The organism is Cobetia amphilecti (assembly GCF_020217465.1).
GTDB lineage: Bacteria > Pseudomonadota > Gammaproteobacteria > Pseudomonadales > Halomonadaceae > Cobetia > Cobetia amphilecti.
The window spans coordinates 2,738,011-2,756,330 of the sequence record NZ_CP084115.1 but is presented as its reverse complement, the minus strand read 5'-3'; the positions used below and the strand labels follow the sequence as shown (position 1 = coordinate 2,756,330).

Annotated in this window: 14 protein-coding genes; 12 read left to right on the top strand and 2 right to left on the bottom strand. The window is 63.7% G+C overall.

Annotation, left to right across the window (positions count from 1 at the left end; translation table 11 throughout):
- Positions 1 to 94: 94 nt before the first annotated feature.
- The 9 genes from LCW13_RS11555 (at position 95) to glmS (ending at position 12,632) form a co-directional block, all read left to right on the top strand.
- Positions 95 to 1,390 (top strand): sugar transferase, encoded by a 1,296-nt coding sequence (locus LCW13_RS11555; RefSeq protein WP_225346953.1) that lies wholly within the window; start codon positions 95 to 97, stop codon positions 1,388 to 1,390.
- 2 nt (positions 1,391 to 1,392) lie between these two features.
- Entirely contained in the window at positions 1,393 to 2,460 is a 1,068-nt protein-coding gene (locus tag LCW13_RS11550; protein WP_107336356.1) for an EpsG family protein, read from the top strand.
- Positions 2,457 to 3,848 (top strand): polysaccharide biosynthesis protein, encoded by a 1,392-nt coding sequence (locus LCW13_RS11545; RefSeq protein ID WP_225346952.1) that lies wholly within the window; start codon positions 2,457 to 2,459, stop codon positions 3,846 to 3,848. The genes LCW13_RS11550 and LCW13_RS11545 overlap by 4 nt, the downstream gene beginning before the upstream one ends.
- A 145-nt stretch (positions 3,849 to 3,993) precedes the next feature.
- Positions 3,994 to 5,502, top strand: coding sequence for a polysaccharide pyruvyl transferase family protein (locus LCW13_RS11540; protein ID WP_225346951.1), 1,509 nt, complete (start codon positions 3,994 to 3,996; stop codon positions 5,500 to 5,502).
- 1 nt (position 5,503) lies between these two features.
- Positions 5,504 to 6,778 (top strand): glycosyltransferase, encoded by a 1,275-nt coding sequence (locus LCW13_RS11535; protein ID WP_225346950.1) that lies wholly within the window; start codon positions 5,504 to 5,506, stop codon positions 6,776 to 6,778.
- A complete protein-coding gene (locus LCW13_RS11530; RefSeq protein ID WP_043334128.1) occupies positions 6,771 to 7,526 on the top strand; it encodes a glycosyltransferase family 2 protein in 756 nt (251 codons plus the stop codon). The genes LCW13_RS11535 and LCW13_RS11530 overlap by 8 nt, the downstream gene beginning before the upstream one ends.
- Complete coding sequence (locus LCW13_RS11525) at positions 7,510 to 8,460, top strand: glycosyltransferase family A protein (protein ID WP_225346949.1); 951 nt, start codon at positions 7,510 to 7,512, stop codon at positions 8,458 to 8,460. Before LCW13_RS11530 ends, LCW13_RS11525 begins: the two co-directional genes overlap by 17 nt.
- A 671-nt stretch (positions 8,461 to 9,131) precedes the next feature.
- Positions 9,132 to 10,478, top strand: a complete 1,347-nt coding sequence (locus tag LCW13_RS11520; RefSeq protein ID WP_107336361.1) for a UDP-glucose dehydrogenase family protein — start codon at positions 9,132 to 9,134, stop codon at positions 10,476 to 10,478.
- A 207-nt stretch (positions 10,479 to 10,685) separates the two neighbouring features.
- A complete protein-coding gene (gene glmS, locus LCW13_RS11515) occupies positions 10,686 to 12,632 on the top strand; it encodes a glutamine--fructose-6-phosphate transaminase (isomerizing) (RefSeq protein ID WP_225346948.1) in 1,947 nt (648 codons plus the stop codon).
- Positions 12,633 to 12,751: 119 nt separating this feature from the next.
- Here glmS and LCW13_RS11510 read toward each other — a convergent pair whose 3' ends face one another.
- The gene (locus tag LCW13_RS11510) at positions 12,752 to 13,096 is read right to left on the bottom strand and encodes a hypothetical protein (RefSeq protein ID WP_225346947.1); all 345 of its coding nucleotides are present in this window, start codon (positions 13,094 to 13,096) and stop codon (positions 12,752 to 12,754) included.
- Entirely contained in the window at positions 13,096 to 13,857 is a 762-nt protein-coding gene (locus tag LCW13_RS11505) for a sulfite exporter TauE/SafE family protein (RefSeq protein ID WP_054556253.1), read from the bottom strand. Before LCW13_RS11505 ends, LCW13_RS11510 begins: the two co-directional genes overlap by 1 nt.
- Before the next feature lie 698 nt (positions 13,858 to 14,555).
- Between LCW13_RS11505 and LCW13_RS11500 the strand changes: the two genes are divergently transcribed.
- From LCW13_RS11500 to LCW13_RS11490, 3 genes are all read left to right on the top strand, one after another.
- Positions 14,556 to 15,608: a glycosyltransferase family 2 protein gene (locus LCW13_RS11500; RefSeq protein WP_225346946.1), complete on the top strand. Its 1,053-nt coding sequence runs from the start codon at positions 14,556 to 14,558 to the stop codon at positions 15,606 to 15,608.
- Positions 15,605 to 16,786 carry a glycosyltransferase family 4 protein gene (locus LCW13_RS11495; RefSeq protein WP_225346945.1) on the top strand — a complete coding sequence of 394 codons (1,182 nt, stop codon included), beginning with the start codon at positions 15,605 to 15,607 and terminating at the stop codon, positions 16,784 to 16,786. Before LCW13_RS11500 ends, LCW13_RS11495 begins: the two co-directional genes overlap by 4 nt.
- A gap of 119 nt (positions 16,787 to 16,905) precedes the next feature.
- Positions 16,906 to 18,015, top strand: a complete 1,110-nt coding sequence (locus LCW13_RS11490) for a glycosyltransferase family 4 protein (RefSeq protein WP_225348150.1) — start codon at positions 16,906 to 16,908, stop codon at positions 18,013 to 18,015.
- Positions 18,016 to 18,320 lie beyond the last annotated feature (305 nt).

Genomic DNA, 18,320 nt, shown 5'->3' with positions numbered 1-18,320 from the left:
CATCGGGTAGCACGCCGTCGAGCGACGGCACCAGCGGCTCCGAGCGTGATGAACGGAACCACAACACGAACGCAAGCCAAGGGGGTAACGGCATATGAATACCACGACGAACCATGCAAGCTCCGGGCTGGAAGGGCGTCAGCGCCACTCCCGCATGTACGAGCGACTGATGTTCAACTCGCTGTGTCAGGCCATCGTCGGTCTGATTCTGGCAGTGGGTGTCCCGCTGCTGCTGATCAATGGCCTGCGCCCGTGGGTCAGCGAGATGCGCATGCACAGTGTCATCGCCGCCAGCGGCGGCTTCCTGCTCGCATTGCAGGCGATTCGTCACATGTCGCGCTACCCCGGCGCCAAGGCCTTCGCCTACGTGCTGCCGGCCATCACCATCAGCTATCTGCTGGCGATGAGCGTGCTGATCGCGCTGGATCTGCGCTTCAGCCGCATCGTGCTCGGCAGCTCCTGGCTTGCGGCGATGCTGATCTGCTCCATCGGCTTCTGGGCCGAGCAGCGCACCCGCATCCGCAAGCTGGCCGTGGTGCCCTTCGGTGACTATCGCAGCCTGTTCACCACCCGTGGGGCACGCTGGAACCTGATGCGCGCGCCGGACCTGGGCGAAGAGCGCTACAACGGCGTGGTCGCCGATCTGGAAGCCGAGATGCCGGCAGAATGGCAGCGTTTCCTGGCCAACTGCGTGCTGCATCGCATTCCGGTCTATGACGCCAGCGAAGTCCGCGAGTCGCTGACCGGCCGTGTCGAACTCGATCAGGTGCGTGAGAACAGCTTCGGTCAGCTGGCCCCCAACAGTGAATATGAGCTGTTCAAGCGTCTGTTCGACATGCTGGCCGTGCTCGCCGTGGCACCGCTCGTGCTGCCGATCTGCCTGGTGACCGCCGTGCTGATCCGCCTCGATTCGCCGGGTGGCGTGTTCTTCGTCCAGGAGCGTGTCGGCCAGGGTGGTCGTCCGTATCGCATGTTCAAGTTCCGTAGCATGTGCCACGACAGCGAGAAGACCGGCGCCCAGTTCGCCCAGGCCAATGACATGCGCGTGACCCGTATCGGTCGCGTGATCCGCAAGACCCGCATCGATGAGCTGCCGCAGTTCATCAACGTGCTCAAGGGCGAGATGAGCCTGATCGGCCCGCGTCCAGAGCAGGTCAAGTTCGTGAATGAATTCGCCGAACAGATTCCGTTCTACAACTACCGTCACGTGGTGCGTCCGGGCATCACCGGCTGGGCACAGGTCACTCAGGGCTACGCCTCTGACGCCGACGAGACCCGCGAGAAGCTCGAGCACGACTTCTACTACATCAAGCGCTTCTCCGTGTGGCTCGACCTGCTGATCGTCGGCCGTACCATCAAGACCATGCTGACCGGCTTCGGGGCACGCTGAGCATGCTGACCGTCAGTGGCTATTACGTCGGCTTCATGGCCCTGCTGGTGGCAATCCTGCCGCTGGCCGCCAACGAGCGCACCCGCATGGTGGGTGCCTGGTTGGCCGGTGGGCTGTGTCTGGCGTTCATGGCATTGCGTTACGACGCAGGGTACGACTACTTCTCGTACCGCCAGATGGCCACCTGGCAGGTCGACCTGAGCTTTCTCGAGCCCGCACCTGCTGCCCTGGCACGCATGGCGCGGGCCTGGGGCGAGCCGCAGCTGTTCTTCATCATCACCGCCATCCTCTACGTGTCGTGCTTCGTCTCGGCACTGGTGATGAGCCGTCGCAATCTGGCCTGGTGCCTGCTGTTCTTCGTCTGCCTGCCGCTGATCTATCTGTCGGCCTTCGGGTTCGTGAAGCAGCACGTGGCGATTGCGCTGTTCATGCTGGCGATGGCGTGTCTGGAGCGCGGCATGCGGCTGCCAGCGCTGGTGCTGATGCTCGTCGGCACCAGCTTTCACTACACCCTGGCACTGTATCTGCCCCTGCTGGTGATCTATCCGCTGCTGCGCCGTGCCTACCCGTTCTGGCTCTACCTGGGGCTGCTGCCACTGTGTTTCGTGGCCGGGCCGCTGGCCAAGAGCATTCTCAGCGCGCTGGGCCTCTATGCGCATTATTTCGAGGATTTCTCCGGCGGTGGCGAGAAGCTCTACGTCATCTACCTGTTGATCTGCCTGGGCACCCTGGTGCTGTGGAAGCATTTCCGCCTGTCATTGGACCCCTGGGCCTTCAACCTGATGTTCATCGGCGTGGCGCTCTACACCCTGTTCATCACCTACGGTGAGCATGTGGCACGTGCCAGCTATTATTTCCTGCCGTTCGCCATCTTCGTCATCTGTGACGTGATCGAGCATTTCCGCGACAAGCTGTTGCCCAGCCTGATCAGCGGCGTGCTGATGATGGCGCTGTTCTTCATGTCGCTGAAGGTGGCGGCCGGCAATCAGGACCACGATTTCTTGAACAACTACGAGTTCTATTTCCTCAGCGATGAAGCCCTGGTCGTCGGCAACGGAGGCCAGTCATGAGCGAAGCGCTGATCTTCTCGCTGTTCAATCTGATGGCGCGCGGCCTGTCCTCCGCCGCGGGCCTGCTGCTGGCGCGTGCCGTGGCGCCGGAGGCCTTCGGGGAATACGCGCTGGCCCTCAACTACGCGGTACTGCTGGGCGTACTGGCGCGCATGGGCGGCAACGAGGTGTTGCTGGTCACCCGCGATGGCGCCAGCGCGTCGGCACTGCGCCGCTGGATGGGCGTCGGCATCTCGCTGTATGCCTTGCTGGCGATCGGCTTCGCCGTCGGCATCGCGCCGTTGCTGGGCCTGTCGGCCTTCATCTTCGCCTTCTGTGCGCTGCGCGCCGCGGCGGAGCAGGTCGGCCTGCAGATGATCAACTCGCGCCTGCAGCGTCAGGAGCGCCTGGGTCGCGTCAATCTGATGACGGTGCTGATCTCGCTGGCGGTGGCGATCGCCGTCGCCTGCGCCGCTGGGCCGGCGCTCTATCATCAGGGCGTCGAGCTTGTGACCGGCGCCGAGTTCAGCGCTGACCTGACCACCCCCGCCGGCATGTTCGGCCTGGCGCCGGTGCCGACCTTCGTGATGGTCAGCGCCATCGCGCTGGTCATCGTGATGGCGCTGGGCATGTGGCTGTCACGTGATGCGCTAGCGGATGCCCGGGCCGAGGCCGACGCGGCGGCTGGCCATGAGGGCGTGGGTCAAGAGGGTGCAGGCCAGCGTCGCCTGCCGAGCAAGGCCGATTTCGCGCGCGGTCGCGGCTTTCTCTACAACAACCTGATGTCGTTCGCCTACCTGCAGGCCTGGGTGATTCTGGCCGGGCTGGCATTTGCGCCCGCTCAGGTGGCCAGTGTCTCGGTGGTGACCTCCATCGTGTTCGCGCTCTATGTCTTCCCCACCAGCCTGTATCGCTACTACCTGCCCAAGCTGACCCACGGTGATGCGCGCCTCAAGGAGTACCTGGCCATCGCCAGTGGCTTCGCGCTGCCGGTGGCGGGAGGGCTGGCGCTGATCGCGCCGTGGCTGGCGGAACACTTCCTGAGCGGCGCCTACCCGCGCCTGACCCTGACGCTGCGCGCCTTCGCGCTGGTCTATCTGGTGCACGCCTTCGTCACCTGCGCCTTCACGCGTCTGGCCGCGCTGCGCCTCAACGGCAAGCGCCTGCTGTGCCAGAGCACCGGCGCCACGCTGGTGGTCGGCGGGGGCCTTGCGATCGCGGCGCTCAATCACTCGCTGGGCAACGCGCCCGGCGACACCGGCAGCCTCCTGGGCGTCGATCTCTACAGCCTCTTCCTGTGTGTGCCGGTCGCCGCCGAAGTGGTGATGCTGGCGATGGCTATCCTCTTTCAGCCATCACTCTCCCGCGGCGGCAAGGCACACGAAGACAACGCTGCGGCGAGTGCCTGACCGGGCTTCACGAGCGCAGCAGGAATCGGAAGGTCAGCATCTGTGCCTTCCGGTTGATGACATGACGGCGATGCCGGGCATGCAGACACAGCCCTCAGGCATCGCGCGTTCGAATCGCGACATTACGGACAGAAGGACGAACAGCATGGCCAAGATATGCATGACGCACGGATGGCATGACGACAACAAGGGCGACTCCGCCATCCTGATGGGCACCATCGACTTCCTCGATCAGCTGATCGATGCCGAACAGGGCCGCAGCGATGTCTCCGGCGCCGGTGTGGCCAAGGCCGAAGGCCACCGCATCGACATCCTGCCCATCGATGATCAGGTGTTCGCCACCGAGCGCGGCCCGTTCCGCCATATTCGTCGCCGCTACCGTGAACGCGTCACCGTCGGCCAGCCGCTGATGCCGCCGATGCGTGACAAGCTGCGTTTCGTGACCTCGCTGCTTGGCCTGGGCGCCAAGATGATGTTCGGCAAGCAGGGCAAGAGTGGCAACGACATCATCGACGCCGCGGACCTGGTGGTTGTGAAGGGTGGTCATATCTTCCACAACGGCAGCTTCAAGAAGACGCTGTCCTCGTGGCTGGCGCTGATCGGCTATCTGGCGCCGGTGATGCTGGCCCGCAAGGCCGGCAAGCGCGTCTTGCTGCTGGGGCACTCCTTCGGCCCGTTCAAGACTCCGGCCCAGGAGCGCTTCTTCCTGCGCACCCTGAGCGATTGCCTGGTGGTGTCGCGTGAGGAAATCACCCACGCCATGACCCAGAAGGCCGACCCGAAGCTGCCGCACGCGCTGCTGGGCACTGACATGGCCTTCGCCATGGCCCCGCGTGCCAGCGATGAGCATGCCGCGGTCAAGGCGCCGAATGGCGTGACCTCGCCGTACGCCGTGATCACCCTGCGTGACTGGTGGGGGCTGGATCAGCAAGCCTTCGCCGAGCGTGTCGAGGTGCTGTCGCGCTCACTGCTGGAATCCCGCGAGCGTCTGGGCATCGAGCGCCTGCTGGTGGTACCGCACGTGCTGGGCCCGACTGATATCGAGAATGACCAGCGCATCTCCCAGCTGGTGTTCGATCATCTGCAGAAGGCATTGGCCACGGCGGGCGGTGAAGACCTCGCCACGCGTGTCGAACTGGTGCAGGGCGACCCGAGCCCTGACGCGCTGGTCGATCTCTACCGCGATGCCCAGTTCCTGGTCGGCACCCGCTTCCACTCGGTCATCTTCGCGCTGATGTCCGGCACGCCGGTCTACGCGCTGTCCTACTGTGGCCCCAAGGCGCCGGGCATCATGCGTGACTTCGGTCTCGGCGACAGCGTGCAGGACATCGAGAACTTCGACCCGGCACGCATCGTGGCCGATATCGAACAGCTGGTCGCCGACAAGGCCTTCCCGGCGCTGGCCGAGAAGGTCATCGCCGAGAAGCTGGCGATCACCGCCGATATCACGCGCGACTTCCTGCGTCGTGCACCGGGACGTGCCGGCGTCTGGGGCCAGCGTGAGCTGAAGCTCAATGACGCCGCCTTCCCGGCACCGGTGGCGCCCAAGCCAGCTGCGGCCGCGCCGGCCGCTGCCATGGCCGCGGATGCGCCTGCCGACGACAACAGCGCGACTGCCGCTCATGACAGCGAGCCTGTCGTGCGAGGAGCCTGATATGGCACATGTCGCTCTGTTGATCCAGGACATCAGTGCCTGTGGTGGCGTCGAGAAGGTGATGCATGGTCTGGCGCGGGACCTGAGAGCCAGCCACCGGGTCACGCTGGTCTCGGTGCGCGAAGGCGAGCCCTACTGGGGGCGTCTGGAGGGTGTCGAATATCGCACCCTCGGGCTGCCCGCCACCGGCACGCGCCAGAACTTCCGCCATTGGGTGACGCATCTGCGTCGCCTGATGCTGGAGGAGCGGATCGAGGTGATGGTCAGCGGCTACTTCGCCTTCCATCTGGCGGCGCAGCTGGCGGCACGCGGCACCGGTGGCGTCGATGGCGAGGGGCGTCCGCGTCCACGCACGCGCATCATCGCCCAGGAGCACAGCGCCTATCACCACGACCGCCGTGCCAAGCGCATCGTCAAGCAGCTGGCCTATCGCCACCTCGACGTGCTGCAGGTGCTCAATGAGGTCGATGCCGAATGCTGGCGTCGCCGCGGCCTCACGCCGACGGTGATTCCCAATTATCTGGATGACCAGCGGGCGGACGAGGCACGCAGCGGCTGCGAGCATCAGGTCGATGTGGTGATGGTCGGGCGTCTGGCGCCGATCAAGCGCCTCGATCTGGCGATTCGTGCCTTCGCGGATTCCGGCTATCGTCGCGGTCGCCTGGTGGTGGTCGGTGACGGCCCGGAGCGTGAACGTCTGCTGGCGCTGTGCAACGAGCTGGGCCTGCGCGTCTTCCAGGGCGCCAACGACAGCACGGTGCCTGCTGGCACGCAGGTGCTGTTCACCGGCGCGCTCAGGGATGTCTCCCACGAGCTGCGGCGTGCACGCCTGTTGCTGCTGACCTCGGAGCGCGAATGCCTGCCGATGAACGTGATCGAGGCCAAGCGTGAGGGGCTGCCGTGCCTGTCGCGCCCGGTGCGTTCCGGCCCGCTGGCGCTGATCGAGCATGGCCGTGACGGGATGCTCAGCGCGGAAGCGGATGGCAGTGAGGATGCCGCCATCATCGCCGAGCTTGCCCACGAGCTGGCGCGCCTCGAGTTCGATGACGAGCTTCTGCTGCGTCTCTCGAACGGTGCCTGGCAGAGCTTTGATCGCTACAGCGCGCACGCGGTGTTGCCGCAATATCAGCGTCTGATCTCGCGTCTTGCGCCGCCGACGCCCGGCGATGCGGCGACTACCAGGCAGGCGCGTCAGGACTCATCCGCAGACACGTGCCCAGACACACACTCGCGTCGCGTTCAGCGACAGCCGCTTGAGGAGAAGGCCCATGGCTGATGTCTCCGTCATCATGCCCAACTACGGCTATGACCGCCGCCTGCACGCCGCCGTCGACTCGGTACTGGCCCAGAGCGAGCCGGTACGCGAGATCCTGATCAGCGACGATGCCTCGCCGGATGGTGCCGCCAGTCGTCTGCGTGACGACTTCGCGGCGCTGGACACCGCCGGCGTCGAGATCCGCGTGCTGGAAACCGACACCAACGGTGGCCCGGGCCGGGCACGCAACCGTGCCATCGCCGAGGCCAAGGGCCGCTATATCGCCTTTCTGGATGCCGACGATGCCTGGCTACCCGAGAAGATCGAACGCCAGATCGCCTTCATGCAGGACACCGGCGCCGGGCTCTCCTACACCGGCTACGAGATGGTCGACGAGCAGGGCGAGCACGTCTCGTACTTCGCGCCGCCCGAGCGCCTGACGCGTGACGACATGCTGCGCTCCAACTCCATCGGCTGCCTGACCGCCATCTATGACGCCGGTCGTTATGGGCGCTTCTACATGCCGACGATCCGCAAGCGTCAGGACCTGGCGCTGTGGCTGATCATCATCGGTCAGCTGGGCCCGGCACAGGGCATGCCGGAACCGCTGGCGCGCTATACGCGTCGCGAGAGCAGCGTGTCGTCCAACAAGTTCAAGGCCGCCGCCTATCAGTGGCGTCTGTATCGTGAGGTGCTGGGGATGGATGTGATCAGCGCCAGTCGCAACTTTGTCCATTACGCGGTGAACGGTTATGCAAAACATCGTTGAACAGGATGTCGCGGCGTCCGCGACACCTTCCACCGAGTCCACGGCGGCTACCCGCCACGGCGATGCAAGCGCGCAGCCGACCCTCGACTCGCGCCCGCGCGTGCTGGTCGGGGCACGTCAGGTGGATGACAGCGCGCGTCGCCAGGCGCCGGAGCTGACCTTCCTGATCTCGACCCTGGATGACGGCCTCTACAGCGTGCCGCGTCATGATGCGCTGCCCGGGGCGCGTTTCCTGATCGTGCATCAACTGTCAGACCCCGCGAGCCGCGAGCAATATCGCGAATACGCGCTGGCCAATTTCGATAGCCGTTTCGAGTACCTGGCGATCGACGGGCGGGGCCTTTCGAAGAGTCGCAACACGGCGCTGGCCGCTTGTGCCACGCGCTACGCCTATGTGCTGGATGACGACATCGAGCTGCATCCCCAGGCTGTCGCGCTGGTGATGGAAGCCTTCACCTGCACCGAAGCGGCCGCGATCAGCTTCCCCCACGTCAAGGCCTTCCCGCTGCATGAGCGAGACCCGGATCGGCCCGCGCCGCCGGTGTCCTTCAAGACCCACAGCCTGATGTCACTGGCGCGCGTGCGCTCGGTCGACATGGCGCTGGATCTCTGCCAGTTCCATGCACGCTTCGATGAGCAGTTCGGCCTGGGCACTGATCAGCCCTCCGGCGAGGAGTTCATCGTGCTGAGCGATGCGCGTCGTCAGGGCGCGCGTCTGATGCGAGCCAATCTGGGCATCGTCGCCCATGCGGGGGTCACCTCCGGCAGCGACTTCTACAGCACGCCGGCCAAGGCGCGCACCAAGGGGCGCATGTTTGCCCGCGCCACCGGCAGTCGTTTCTCGCCGTTGTCATTGGCCTTTTTCCTGCGCAAGGCGCCGGTCGCCATGAAGCATGGCCACCTGGCGACCTTCGCGAAGCATTACTTTCGCTGATGACTGCCGCGCCGCTGATGGCTCTCATTGACTGACGGTTCTGATTTGATGACGACTCTAGCGTGAAGGCATGGCCATCCATGAGGTGGCCATTGCCGCCCGGGTAGTCAATTGATCAAGCGGCATATCAGGGAAGTTGCGACAGGCAGGATCAGAAAGATAAGTCACAAGTTATATAGGGGCATGTTTTGGATCATATTGCGCCCGACAGGATGACTTTTCACGAAGTTGCTTTATAACAGAGCCACACTTCGGGCAGCGATGATTGCCCGTCACTGACTCAAGCGGCGCCTCTTTTCCCTGCGAGCTACCTGCAATCACCTGCGAGCCTTCTGGCCCGTGGGTTGGGTAACCTCGCGCCGCTGTCACGAAATATCGCTGTTCAATGGGGGGGAATCCTCTTGCACAGGACATTGTCGGCATTTCTTTTTCGGCCAATGAAGGCGGGGAATTCCGCCTGCGAAGACATCTCTTGAGAGAGACCCGAGGGAAACCCGAGGGAGTCATGAGGGAGTCTTGAGGGAACAGAACTTTATGGCGAAATGCCCTGGAGTCCGCCTCGATTGCCGCTGAAAAGCCGTCAGATGTGCACGAGATCCTGCCGTCATTGCCTCGTTTCACTTTGAGTATCACGACACGATCTGGCGACAAGGCCAGCAAGGATGACATCAATGAAGATCACGATTTTTGGAAGCGGTTATGTCGGTCTGGTCACGGGTACCTGCCTGGCCGACGTCGGCCACGACGTAGTGTGCATGGATGTGGACGCCGCCAAGATCGAGGGTCTCAAGCAGGGCGAGATTCCCATCTATGAGCCGGGCCTGGAAGGCATGTTGCTGCGCAACGTGGAAGCCGGTCGCCTGAGCTTCACCACCGACGCGCGTGAAGCCGTCGAGCATGGCGTGCTGCAGTTCATCGCCGTAGGTACGCCGCCGGATGAAGACGGCAGCGCCGACCTCAAGTATGTGCTGTCCGTCGCCACCACTATCGGCGAGCACATGAATGACTACAAGGTCATCATCGACAAGTCCACCGTGCCGGTGGGCACGGCAGACCGTGTCAAGGCGCGGGTCAACGACGTGCTCAAGGACCGTGGTGCAAGCGTCGATTTCGATGTCTGCTCCAACCCGGAATTCCTCAAGGAAGGCGCGGCGCTGGACGACTTCACGCGTGGCGCGCGCATCGTGGTCGGCACCGACTCCGAAGCGGTGCGTGAGCGCATGCGCGAATGCTACGCCCCCTACAACCGCAACCATGAAAAGCTGATGTTCATGGATGTGCGCGCCGCCGAGCTGACCAAGTACGCCGCCAACGCGATGCTGGCGACCAAGATCAGCTTCATGAACGAGATCTCCAACCTGGCCGAGCGCCTGGGCGCGGACATCGAGGAAGTGCGTCGCGGCATCGGCAGTGATCCGCGTATCGGCTACCACTTCATCTATCCGGGCTGTGGCTATGGTGGCTCCTGCTTCCCGAAGGACGTCCAGGCGCTGGCACGTACTGCCAGCCAGATCGGCTATGAAGCCGAGTTGCTGACCGCCGTGGAATCCGTCAACAAGCGCCAGAAGGTCACGCTGTTCGACAAGCTGTCGCGGGCCTTCGATGGCGACCTCAAGGGCAAGACCATAGCCGTCTGGGGGCTGGCCTTCAAGCCCAACACCGATGACATGCGCGATGCGCCGAGCCGCACGCTGATGGAAGCGCTGTGGGCCGCTGGCGCGACCGTGCAGGCCTATGACCCGGAAGCGATGAAGGAATGCCGCCGCATCTACGGCGAGCGCGATGAGCTGGTGCTGGTTGCGGACCGTCAGCAGGCGGTCAAGGGTGCCGATGCGCTGGTGATCTGCACCGAGTGGAAGGAATTCCGCACCCTGGATGGCGAGTGGCTGAAGTCCCAGCTCGGCTTCCCGGTAGTGGTCGATGGCCGCAACCTGTTCGAGCCCGCCGCCATGAAGGCCGCTGGCCTGATGTACTACGCGGTCGGCCGCGGTGACACCCTGCTGCTGAATCAGGCTTGAGCTTGCGGCTTGGCATCACAGCCCGGGCGTCATTACTCAAACGTCAGTGCTCAAGCGTCAGTGCTCAGCCATCAAGGCTCAAGCAGGCATTGAACGTCGCTGAAAGATTCAGCACGCGTACCTGATCTGCGTACGCACTCCCTGAAAGACATCCATTCAGTCGTGCCACGCTCCCCATGAGGGTGGCACGCAGTAGAGGAATTTCTCATGTGTGGCATCGTTGCCGGTCTGGCTCAGCGTGATATCAGCAAGATTCTGATCGAGGGGCTGCATCGCCTCGAATACCGCGGGTATGACTCCGCCGGCGTGGCGGTCATCGACCCTGCCGGAGAACTGCGTCGTGCGCGTGCCGTGGGCAAGGTGCGTGCGCTGGAAGACGAGCTGCGTGAGGCGCCGCTGTCCGGCGCCATCGGCGTGGCGCACACCCGTTGGGCGACCCACGGGCGTCCTGCCCAGCACAATGCGCACCCGCATCTCTCCAGTGAGCGGGTCGCCGTCGTCCATAACGGCATCATCGAGAACCACGAAGCGCTGCGCGGCGAGCTCGAAGGCGCCGGTTATGTCTTCACTTCCGAGACCGACACCGAGGTGGTCGCGCACCTGGTCGATCGCGAACTGTGCAGCGGCCTGGCACTGCCGGAAGCCGTCAATGCGGTCACCGCGCGTCTCGATGGCGCCTTCGCGCTGGCGGTGATGGAGCAGCGCAACCCCGAACTGCTGGTCGGTGCCCGTCAGGGCAGCCCGCTGGTGGTCGGCGTGGGGATCGATGAGCACTTCATCGCCTCTGACCCGCTGGCGCTGCTGCCGGTCACCGATCGCTTCGTCTATCTCGATGAAGGTGACATGGTCGCCATCACACCGGCGGGTATCCAGGTGCTGGAACGTACCGGCGACCGCGATGAGCTGACGCCGGTCACGCGTGAAGTGGTGCGTTACGAACACAGTGTCGAAGCCGCCGGCAAGGGCGAGTATCGCCACTTCATGATGAAGGAGATCATGGAGCAGCCGCGCGTGCTGTCGCGCACTCTGGCGGAGCGACTGGACCCGCAGGGCGTGCGTCTGGAGGCCTTCGATGTCTCGCGTCACTCCTTCCTCGCGGCAGACAATGGGGCCGAGAAAGGCAAGCAGGTCGTGGATGTGGCGCGTCTGACGCAGCTGTTCGCGGATGTGCGTCAGGTACAGATCATCGCCTGTGGCACCAGCTATCACGCCGGCATGGTGGCGCGTTACTGGCTGGAAGAGGTCGCCGGAATTCCGGCTCAGGTCGAGGTGGCCTCGGAATTCCGTTATCGCGAGCGGGTCGCGGCGCCGGGCACGCTGTTCCTGACCCTGTCCCAGTCCGGCGAGACCGCCGACACACTGGCGGCGCTGCGTGACATCCAGAAGCTCAACCGTGAAGGCCCGCAGGCCGGTCACTATCTGGCAAGCCTTGCCATCTGCAACGTGGCGGGCAGCTCGCTGGTGCGTGAATCCGACCTGTCACTGCTGACCCACGCCGGGCCGGAAATCGGTGTTGCCTCCACCAAGGCCTTCACCACCCAGCTGGTAGCGCTGATGCTGACCACCCTGGCGCTGCGTCAGGCCAAGGGCGATGGTCAGACGGATGACCTGCTGAGCCGTCAGCTGCTGATGCGTCTCAAGGACCTGCCGCATGTGATCGAGCAATCCCTGGCGCTGGATGGGGAAATCGCGCAGCTGGCGGAGAAGTTCATGCACCGTCACCACACCCTGTTCCTCGGCCGTGGCAGCCAGTATCCCATTGCCATGGAAGGGGCGCTTAAGCTCAAGGAAATCTCCTACATCCACGCCGAAGCCTACGCGGCAGGTGAACTCAAGCACGGCCCGCTGGCGTTGATCGACGAAGACATGCCGGTGGTGGCGGTTGCGCCGATGGATGACCTGATGGAGAAGCTGAAATCCAATCTGCAGGAAGTTCGCGCCCGCGGCGGTCAGCTGTTCGTGTTCGCGGACCCGGAAGTCAGCCTCAAGGCCGGTGAAGGCGTTCATGTCGTCACCGTGCCGGGCGTCTGTCGCTTCCTTGCACCGATCGTCTACGCGGTGCCGCTGCAGCTGCTCTCCTATCACGTCGCCGTGCTCAAGGGCACCGACGTCGATCAGCCGCGCAACCTGGCCAAGAGTGTCACGGTGGAGTGATCGACTGCGCTTGAGGCCATGAGATAAACAAAAGGGACTGCCCATGGGCAGTCCCTTTTTTGTTGCAGACTATATCGAGAGCTTTGTCGCGAGCGGTATGGAGGGCTTTTGTCGATGAGTCAGCCTCGCGCAACGCCTGCGCGCTTCACGCGCGCCAGCAGACGCTGCCAGCAGCGAATCATCAGTGACTGGCGATGCATGTCGGCGTCTGGCTCACACTCGTCATCAGAGTCTTCATCAGTCTCTTCAACAAGGGCTGGGCCGGAATGACGAATGCAGAAGCGCTCCCCCGACGGTGCCATCATCCAGCGCGAGCTGCCCGCAGGAAGGCGCCCCGCCTGCACGTCCTCATCCAACTTTCTGCCCGCGGCCTTGATGGCGTCAATCGTGCTCTCCGAGAGTTCGATGAAGCCTTCATCGCCCGTTGGATCAGCCGCGTTCTGGGCTGGTGGGGGCTGAGTCATCAGATCAGGCCCTTGATGATCAGATTGACGCTCGAGACCAGCAGAATGGCATAGGCGACCTGACGCAGACGATTGTCACTCAAGGGCGGTGGGAAGCGACGCGCCAGCTCGGTGAAGAGCATCACGACGAGGGCGCCCGACAGACCCACGAGCAGCAGCTGGGGCAGGGTGTCGCCGATACGCCCCGGGGCCGCGATGCTGAGGCCCATGCGCACGATGCCGGTGACGATGAAGACACCGAACAGCGTGCAGCGAATGGCGATCAGGGTCATCGGCTGACGATAGAGCACGACCACCAGAGGCGGGCCATTGGCCGCGAACAATCCCCCCATCAGGCCTGACAGCACACCGGCGGTATGAAAGTGCCAGCGTGGCGATGTCGTGGCACGCGGGCCCGGTTGAGCCAACAGGGCGAGACAGGCGATCAGGATGACGATGCCCAGCAACATGCCCAACAGAGGGGCTCTTTCGCTGCCCAGCCAGACTGCCAGGAAATAGCCCACCGGCAGCATTGGCAGGCTGGTGACCAGTAGGCGGCGTGCCAGACGCGGATTGATCTCTCGCCAGTGGCCGCGCATGGCCATCCCGTTGTTGAACAGGCCCAGCAGAGTACACAGCAATGCGGCGCTCTCGATGGGCAGCACATCGAGGGTCGCCAGCAGGCCCATCACGATCAATCCGAAGGCGAAACCGGTCAGGGTCTGGATATAGCTGGCGAGTGCCAGACTCATCATGATGGCGACAAGTTGCCAAGGCTCCATGAAGTCTCCGTGGGCAGGGGGGATAGAACAGAAAGGGCAGGGCGGCGCTGGCTTCAACATACGCGAGGCCTGGCGCTGGCAGGCAAGGGCGCTTGAGAGCGGGCGCCGTGCGCGTGCGGGGAGGCCGACCAATGCCTGCCATCATAGCCTGCATCGCGCTCTGGCAGTATGACACTCGCGCAAAGTGCTCACGTTGACGTGCGTCACATAAGGCCGCGGGCATGACGGCTTTGGTCGCGTTGGCTCAATTGGCTCAGTGGGCGGGATGTATTTCAGTAGTCACTGATTCTCAGTATCTGGCATGAGTTGCCGGAGGATTGGCGCATAAACGCTCATGATTTCGGCTTTTGGCGACAGCGCAGCTTGTTTGGGCTGGGGGGGATTATTAGTCTGTGGTCAACGGCGGGGCAGGAAGTGTCGCCATTTGCTGCCACTTTCTGCCACTTTCTGCCACTACCTTTCTCACGAGCGGACATCCCTCCAGTGTCCACTCCTCAGGGTGACGTCGCTCACCTGTCATCTTCAGTGCAGGATCAGCTTCTGGCGGATGAACGGGACTCAAGCACTAAAATCCAAGAAATTGCGAATAAAAGTCAGTCGCAAGAACTGACCCACTCTTCAGTGCAGTGTGTGCTCTGCTTCGAGGGCGCTGGTCGGCTGTGCTGGTCAATGACAGTGAACAATAAAGAAGGCAGGGCATGGAACGCTATACAGGGAAGTCGCCTTACTTTTCCATCGTGACGCCAAATCACAATTCAGGGGATGGTCTTGCGCGCTGCATCAACAGCTTGCGTGACAACCAGGCATCCTATGAACACATCATCATTGATGATTGCTCGACGGATGATGGATTCCTGTGGGCTGAGCGACAGGCTCAGCAGCAAATGGAGCAGCAGTCCTCGATGTCCACGCTGCCCGGCGAGGCGCCTGACATCCCCGGGCGGCTGGTTCTGCGCCGCAATCCTCACAACATGGGGCCGGGTGGCACGCGCAATCATGGTCTGAGCCTGGTCAGCGGCCGCTATGTGCTGTTCTGTGATGCCGATGATCATTTCGCGCCCGGCGCGCTGGATATTCTGCAGGCCCGCATCGAGGCGTTCGACTCGCCCGAGGCGGTGGTCTTCCGCTACTGCCTGCAAGGCCCCAAGGGCGATCACGACAGCCTGGCATTCTGCCAGCAGGCCGAAGAGCGCCCGCTGGCCCGGGCCTTTCGTGACTTCATGCATGACACCATCGTGTCGTCTCCCTGGGGCAAGGCGATCCGCGCCGACCTGGCCTGCTCGCTGAGCTTCCCTGATCTGCCCGTGTCGCAGGATGGCCTCTATAACCTGGATCTGTTCGGACGTGCAGAGCGCGTGCTGTATCTGCCCGAGGTGCTGTATTACTTCGACAAGCGCAGTGACGGCTCGCTGACGCGCAAGCCGTTCAGCAACCAGGAGCTGGACAAGTTCCACCGCAGCTGGCGGGTCTTCGCGGAGCATTATCGCGAGCATTTCGCCGCGACGCACGGCATGGCCCTGCTGGAAATCCGCGGCCTGCGGTTCGTCGGCGTCAGCTTCATCATGCGCCAGGCGATCAACAAGACGGCGGATGATTCGCGGGTGCGCAAGGTCGTGCTCGATCAGGTGCGACAAGCGTCCTGGTCATCTCTGCGCCAGCTCTCGCTGAAGGAGCAGGCGCTGTTGATGAGCTATGCAGTGAGCCCGGCCCTGTCCCGGCAACTTGTCCGCCGGAGCCAATACGCCTCATGAGCACTCATAAACATATCCTGTTCTATACCGGTGCCCAGTCACGCACCGGCGGCACCGAACGTGCCTGCGCCGATACCGCCAACATGCTGGCCGCCAGTGGCGATTATCAGGTCGATATTCTCAGCGAATATGGCCCGGCGGAGAGTCCCTATCCGCTGCATGACGATATCGTGCACGAATCACTCTATCCCGAGCGCTCGCATCTGGGCGCCGTGCGTGGCCTGTGGTTGTTCCTGCGTCTGCTGTGGGTGGTGCTGCGCAAGCGCCCGGACGTGGTGGTGGTGGTCGAGAGCATCGGCTTCCTGCCCTTCCTGCTGCCGACGCTGCTCTGTCGCCGCACGCGCTACCTGTGCTGGGAGCACTTCAATGCCACCTCGGATCTCGGCATTGCCCGCCGTGATACGGCGCGGCGTCTGGCGGCGCATCGCGCCGACCGCATCGTGGTGCTGTCGCATGAAGACCGCCAGTACTGGGAGCAGCTGCATCCAGCCGCGCGCGAGCGACTCAGCGTGGTGCCCAACCTCAATCCGCTTGAGCATGTCGTTGCCGAGCGTCAGGCGCATCAGAGTCGTGAGGGCAGTGCTGAGCGAGTGGCGGACTTGCGAGACGCCAGGTCGCCCAGGGTGGCGGTGGCCGTCGGCCGCCTCGAGCCGCAGAAGGGCTTCGATCTGCTGCTTGAGGCCTGGGCGGCGTTGCCTGAGGCGACCCGTGATGGCTGGGTCTTGCGCATCGTCGGCGAGGGTGCAGAGCGTGGCGCCCTGATGGCGCAGGCCGAGCGCCTGAATATCACCCATCAGATGCAGATGCCGGGCCAATGCCGGGACATCCGGCGCGAATACGCCGCGGCGGACCTGTTCGTGCTCTCGTCGCGCTTCGAGGGCTTTGGCCTGGTGCTGGTCGAGGCGCTGAGCTGTGGCGTGCCCTGTGTCAGCTTCGCGTGTCCGGCCGGGCCGGGCGAGATCATCAAGCATGGCGTCAATGGCTATCTGGTTGCGCAGGGTGATGTGGAGGCCATGACCCGTCAGCTTGATGAGGTGCTGGGAAATGAGACGGTGCTCGACAGGTTGCGCGCCAATGTGGATTACGGCCTGGACCGCTTCTCGCGCAATACCGTCGAGGCCAGCTGGCGCACGATGCTTGAGGGCCTGGAAGCCCCGGCGCTGTTGAAGGTGATCTGATCGGCATGACGACCGCCTGGATGAGGGGGGTAGGCAAGACAGCCAGTGGACAGACAAGTGAGGGCAGCCGCCCTCACTTTTTTCATGAACGACAGCAGGAGGCTATCGCCGTGAGAATCATGCATGTCATCTCGACTCCCGCCTCTGGCGGCGCCGAGGTCTACGTCAAGGACCTGAGTCTGGCGATGGTGGCCGCTGGCCACAGTGTGCATATCACCTTTCTGGAAACCGCCGCGGAATGTGGCCGTGACCTCGAATACGAGCATCGCTTTCTGAGCCAGCTGAGTGCCGGCAATGTCAGCTACTCGTTTCTGGGCATCGAGACTCGCCGCCGCCCGTGGCGAGGCGCGACGAGGCTGCGCAGGGAAGTGACGCGCTTCGCGCCGGATGTGGTGCACTGCCACCTGTATTACGCACTGATGTTCGCCTTTGGGTTGCCGCGCCAGTTGCCGGTGATGATGACGGTGCACAGCATCGAGCTGGGCGCGCCGGCCTGGATGTTCCGGCTGTTTGATCGTCGCGTGACGGCCTACGTCGGTATCTGTCGCGCCTGCACCGACAAGCTGGCGCCGATTGCGGCGCGTCCGGTGGTACAGATCGACAACGCCGTCTCCGGCGCGCGTCTCAAGGCCAGTGGTTGGCGGGAGGCGAATCAGCAGGCCCCGGTGCAGCTGGCGGCGATCGGACGTCTGACCGATGCCAAGCAATACCCCCTGATGCTGGAAAGCTGCGCCAGACTCAAGGCGCAGGGCCTGGCCTTCACGCTCAGGATCGCCGGGGAGGGGCCGCACAAGGCACAGCTGATGGCGCAGATCGAGGCGCTCGGGCTCCATGATGAGGTCAGCCTGCTGGGCAATATCTCGGATGTGGCGGGGCTGCTGGCCAGCGCCGATGCCTTCATCATGTCATCCGCCTGGGAAGGGCTGCCGATCTCGCTGCTGGAGGCGACGCTCAGCGGCCTGCCGGTGCTGGTCACCGATGTCGGCGGCTGTGCCGAGGTGGTGCATCGGGTCGGCAACGGCCTGGTGGTCGACCAGCACACGCCTGAGCGCTACGCCGAGGCGTTGGGGCGAATGGTGGGGGATGCTGAATTGCGGCGTGCCTTCGCCCGCAACGCGCGTCGTTACGGGGTCAGTTACCACATCGATACCGCCCTGAGCGGGCATCTGGCGCTGTATGGCAGCCACCAACCGGCGCAGGACACCTCGGGGCTGGAGGTGACGCCCTGAGTGTCCGCAGCGGACACCCAAGTGACGGAAAGGCATGTTCAGGAAAGGCATGTTCAGGAAAGCCGGCCACGTCGCGTCGCTCATGATCGCTATTGGAAAGGCCAGGGGGCGTCGCTGACACCCCCTGGCCTTTTCATCTTTGGGGCGTGCCCAGACGTGGTCGAGGCTTCTGCGCGGTATCTGCTAAACGTTTGCGGGGCGTATCCAGGGATCTGCGGAGCGTATGTGGGGCCCGTGCAAAGTGCAGTTGGGATTTCTCATTCTGCGAAGGTGAGTCAGATGATGAGTTGTTGCTAAATTAAAGT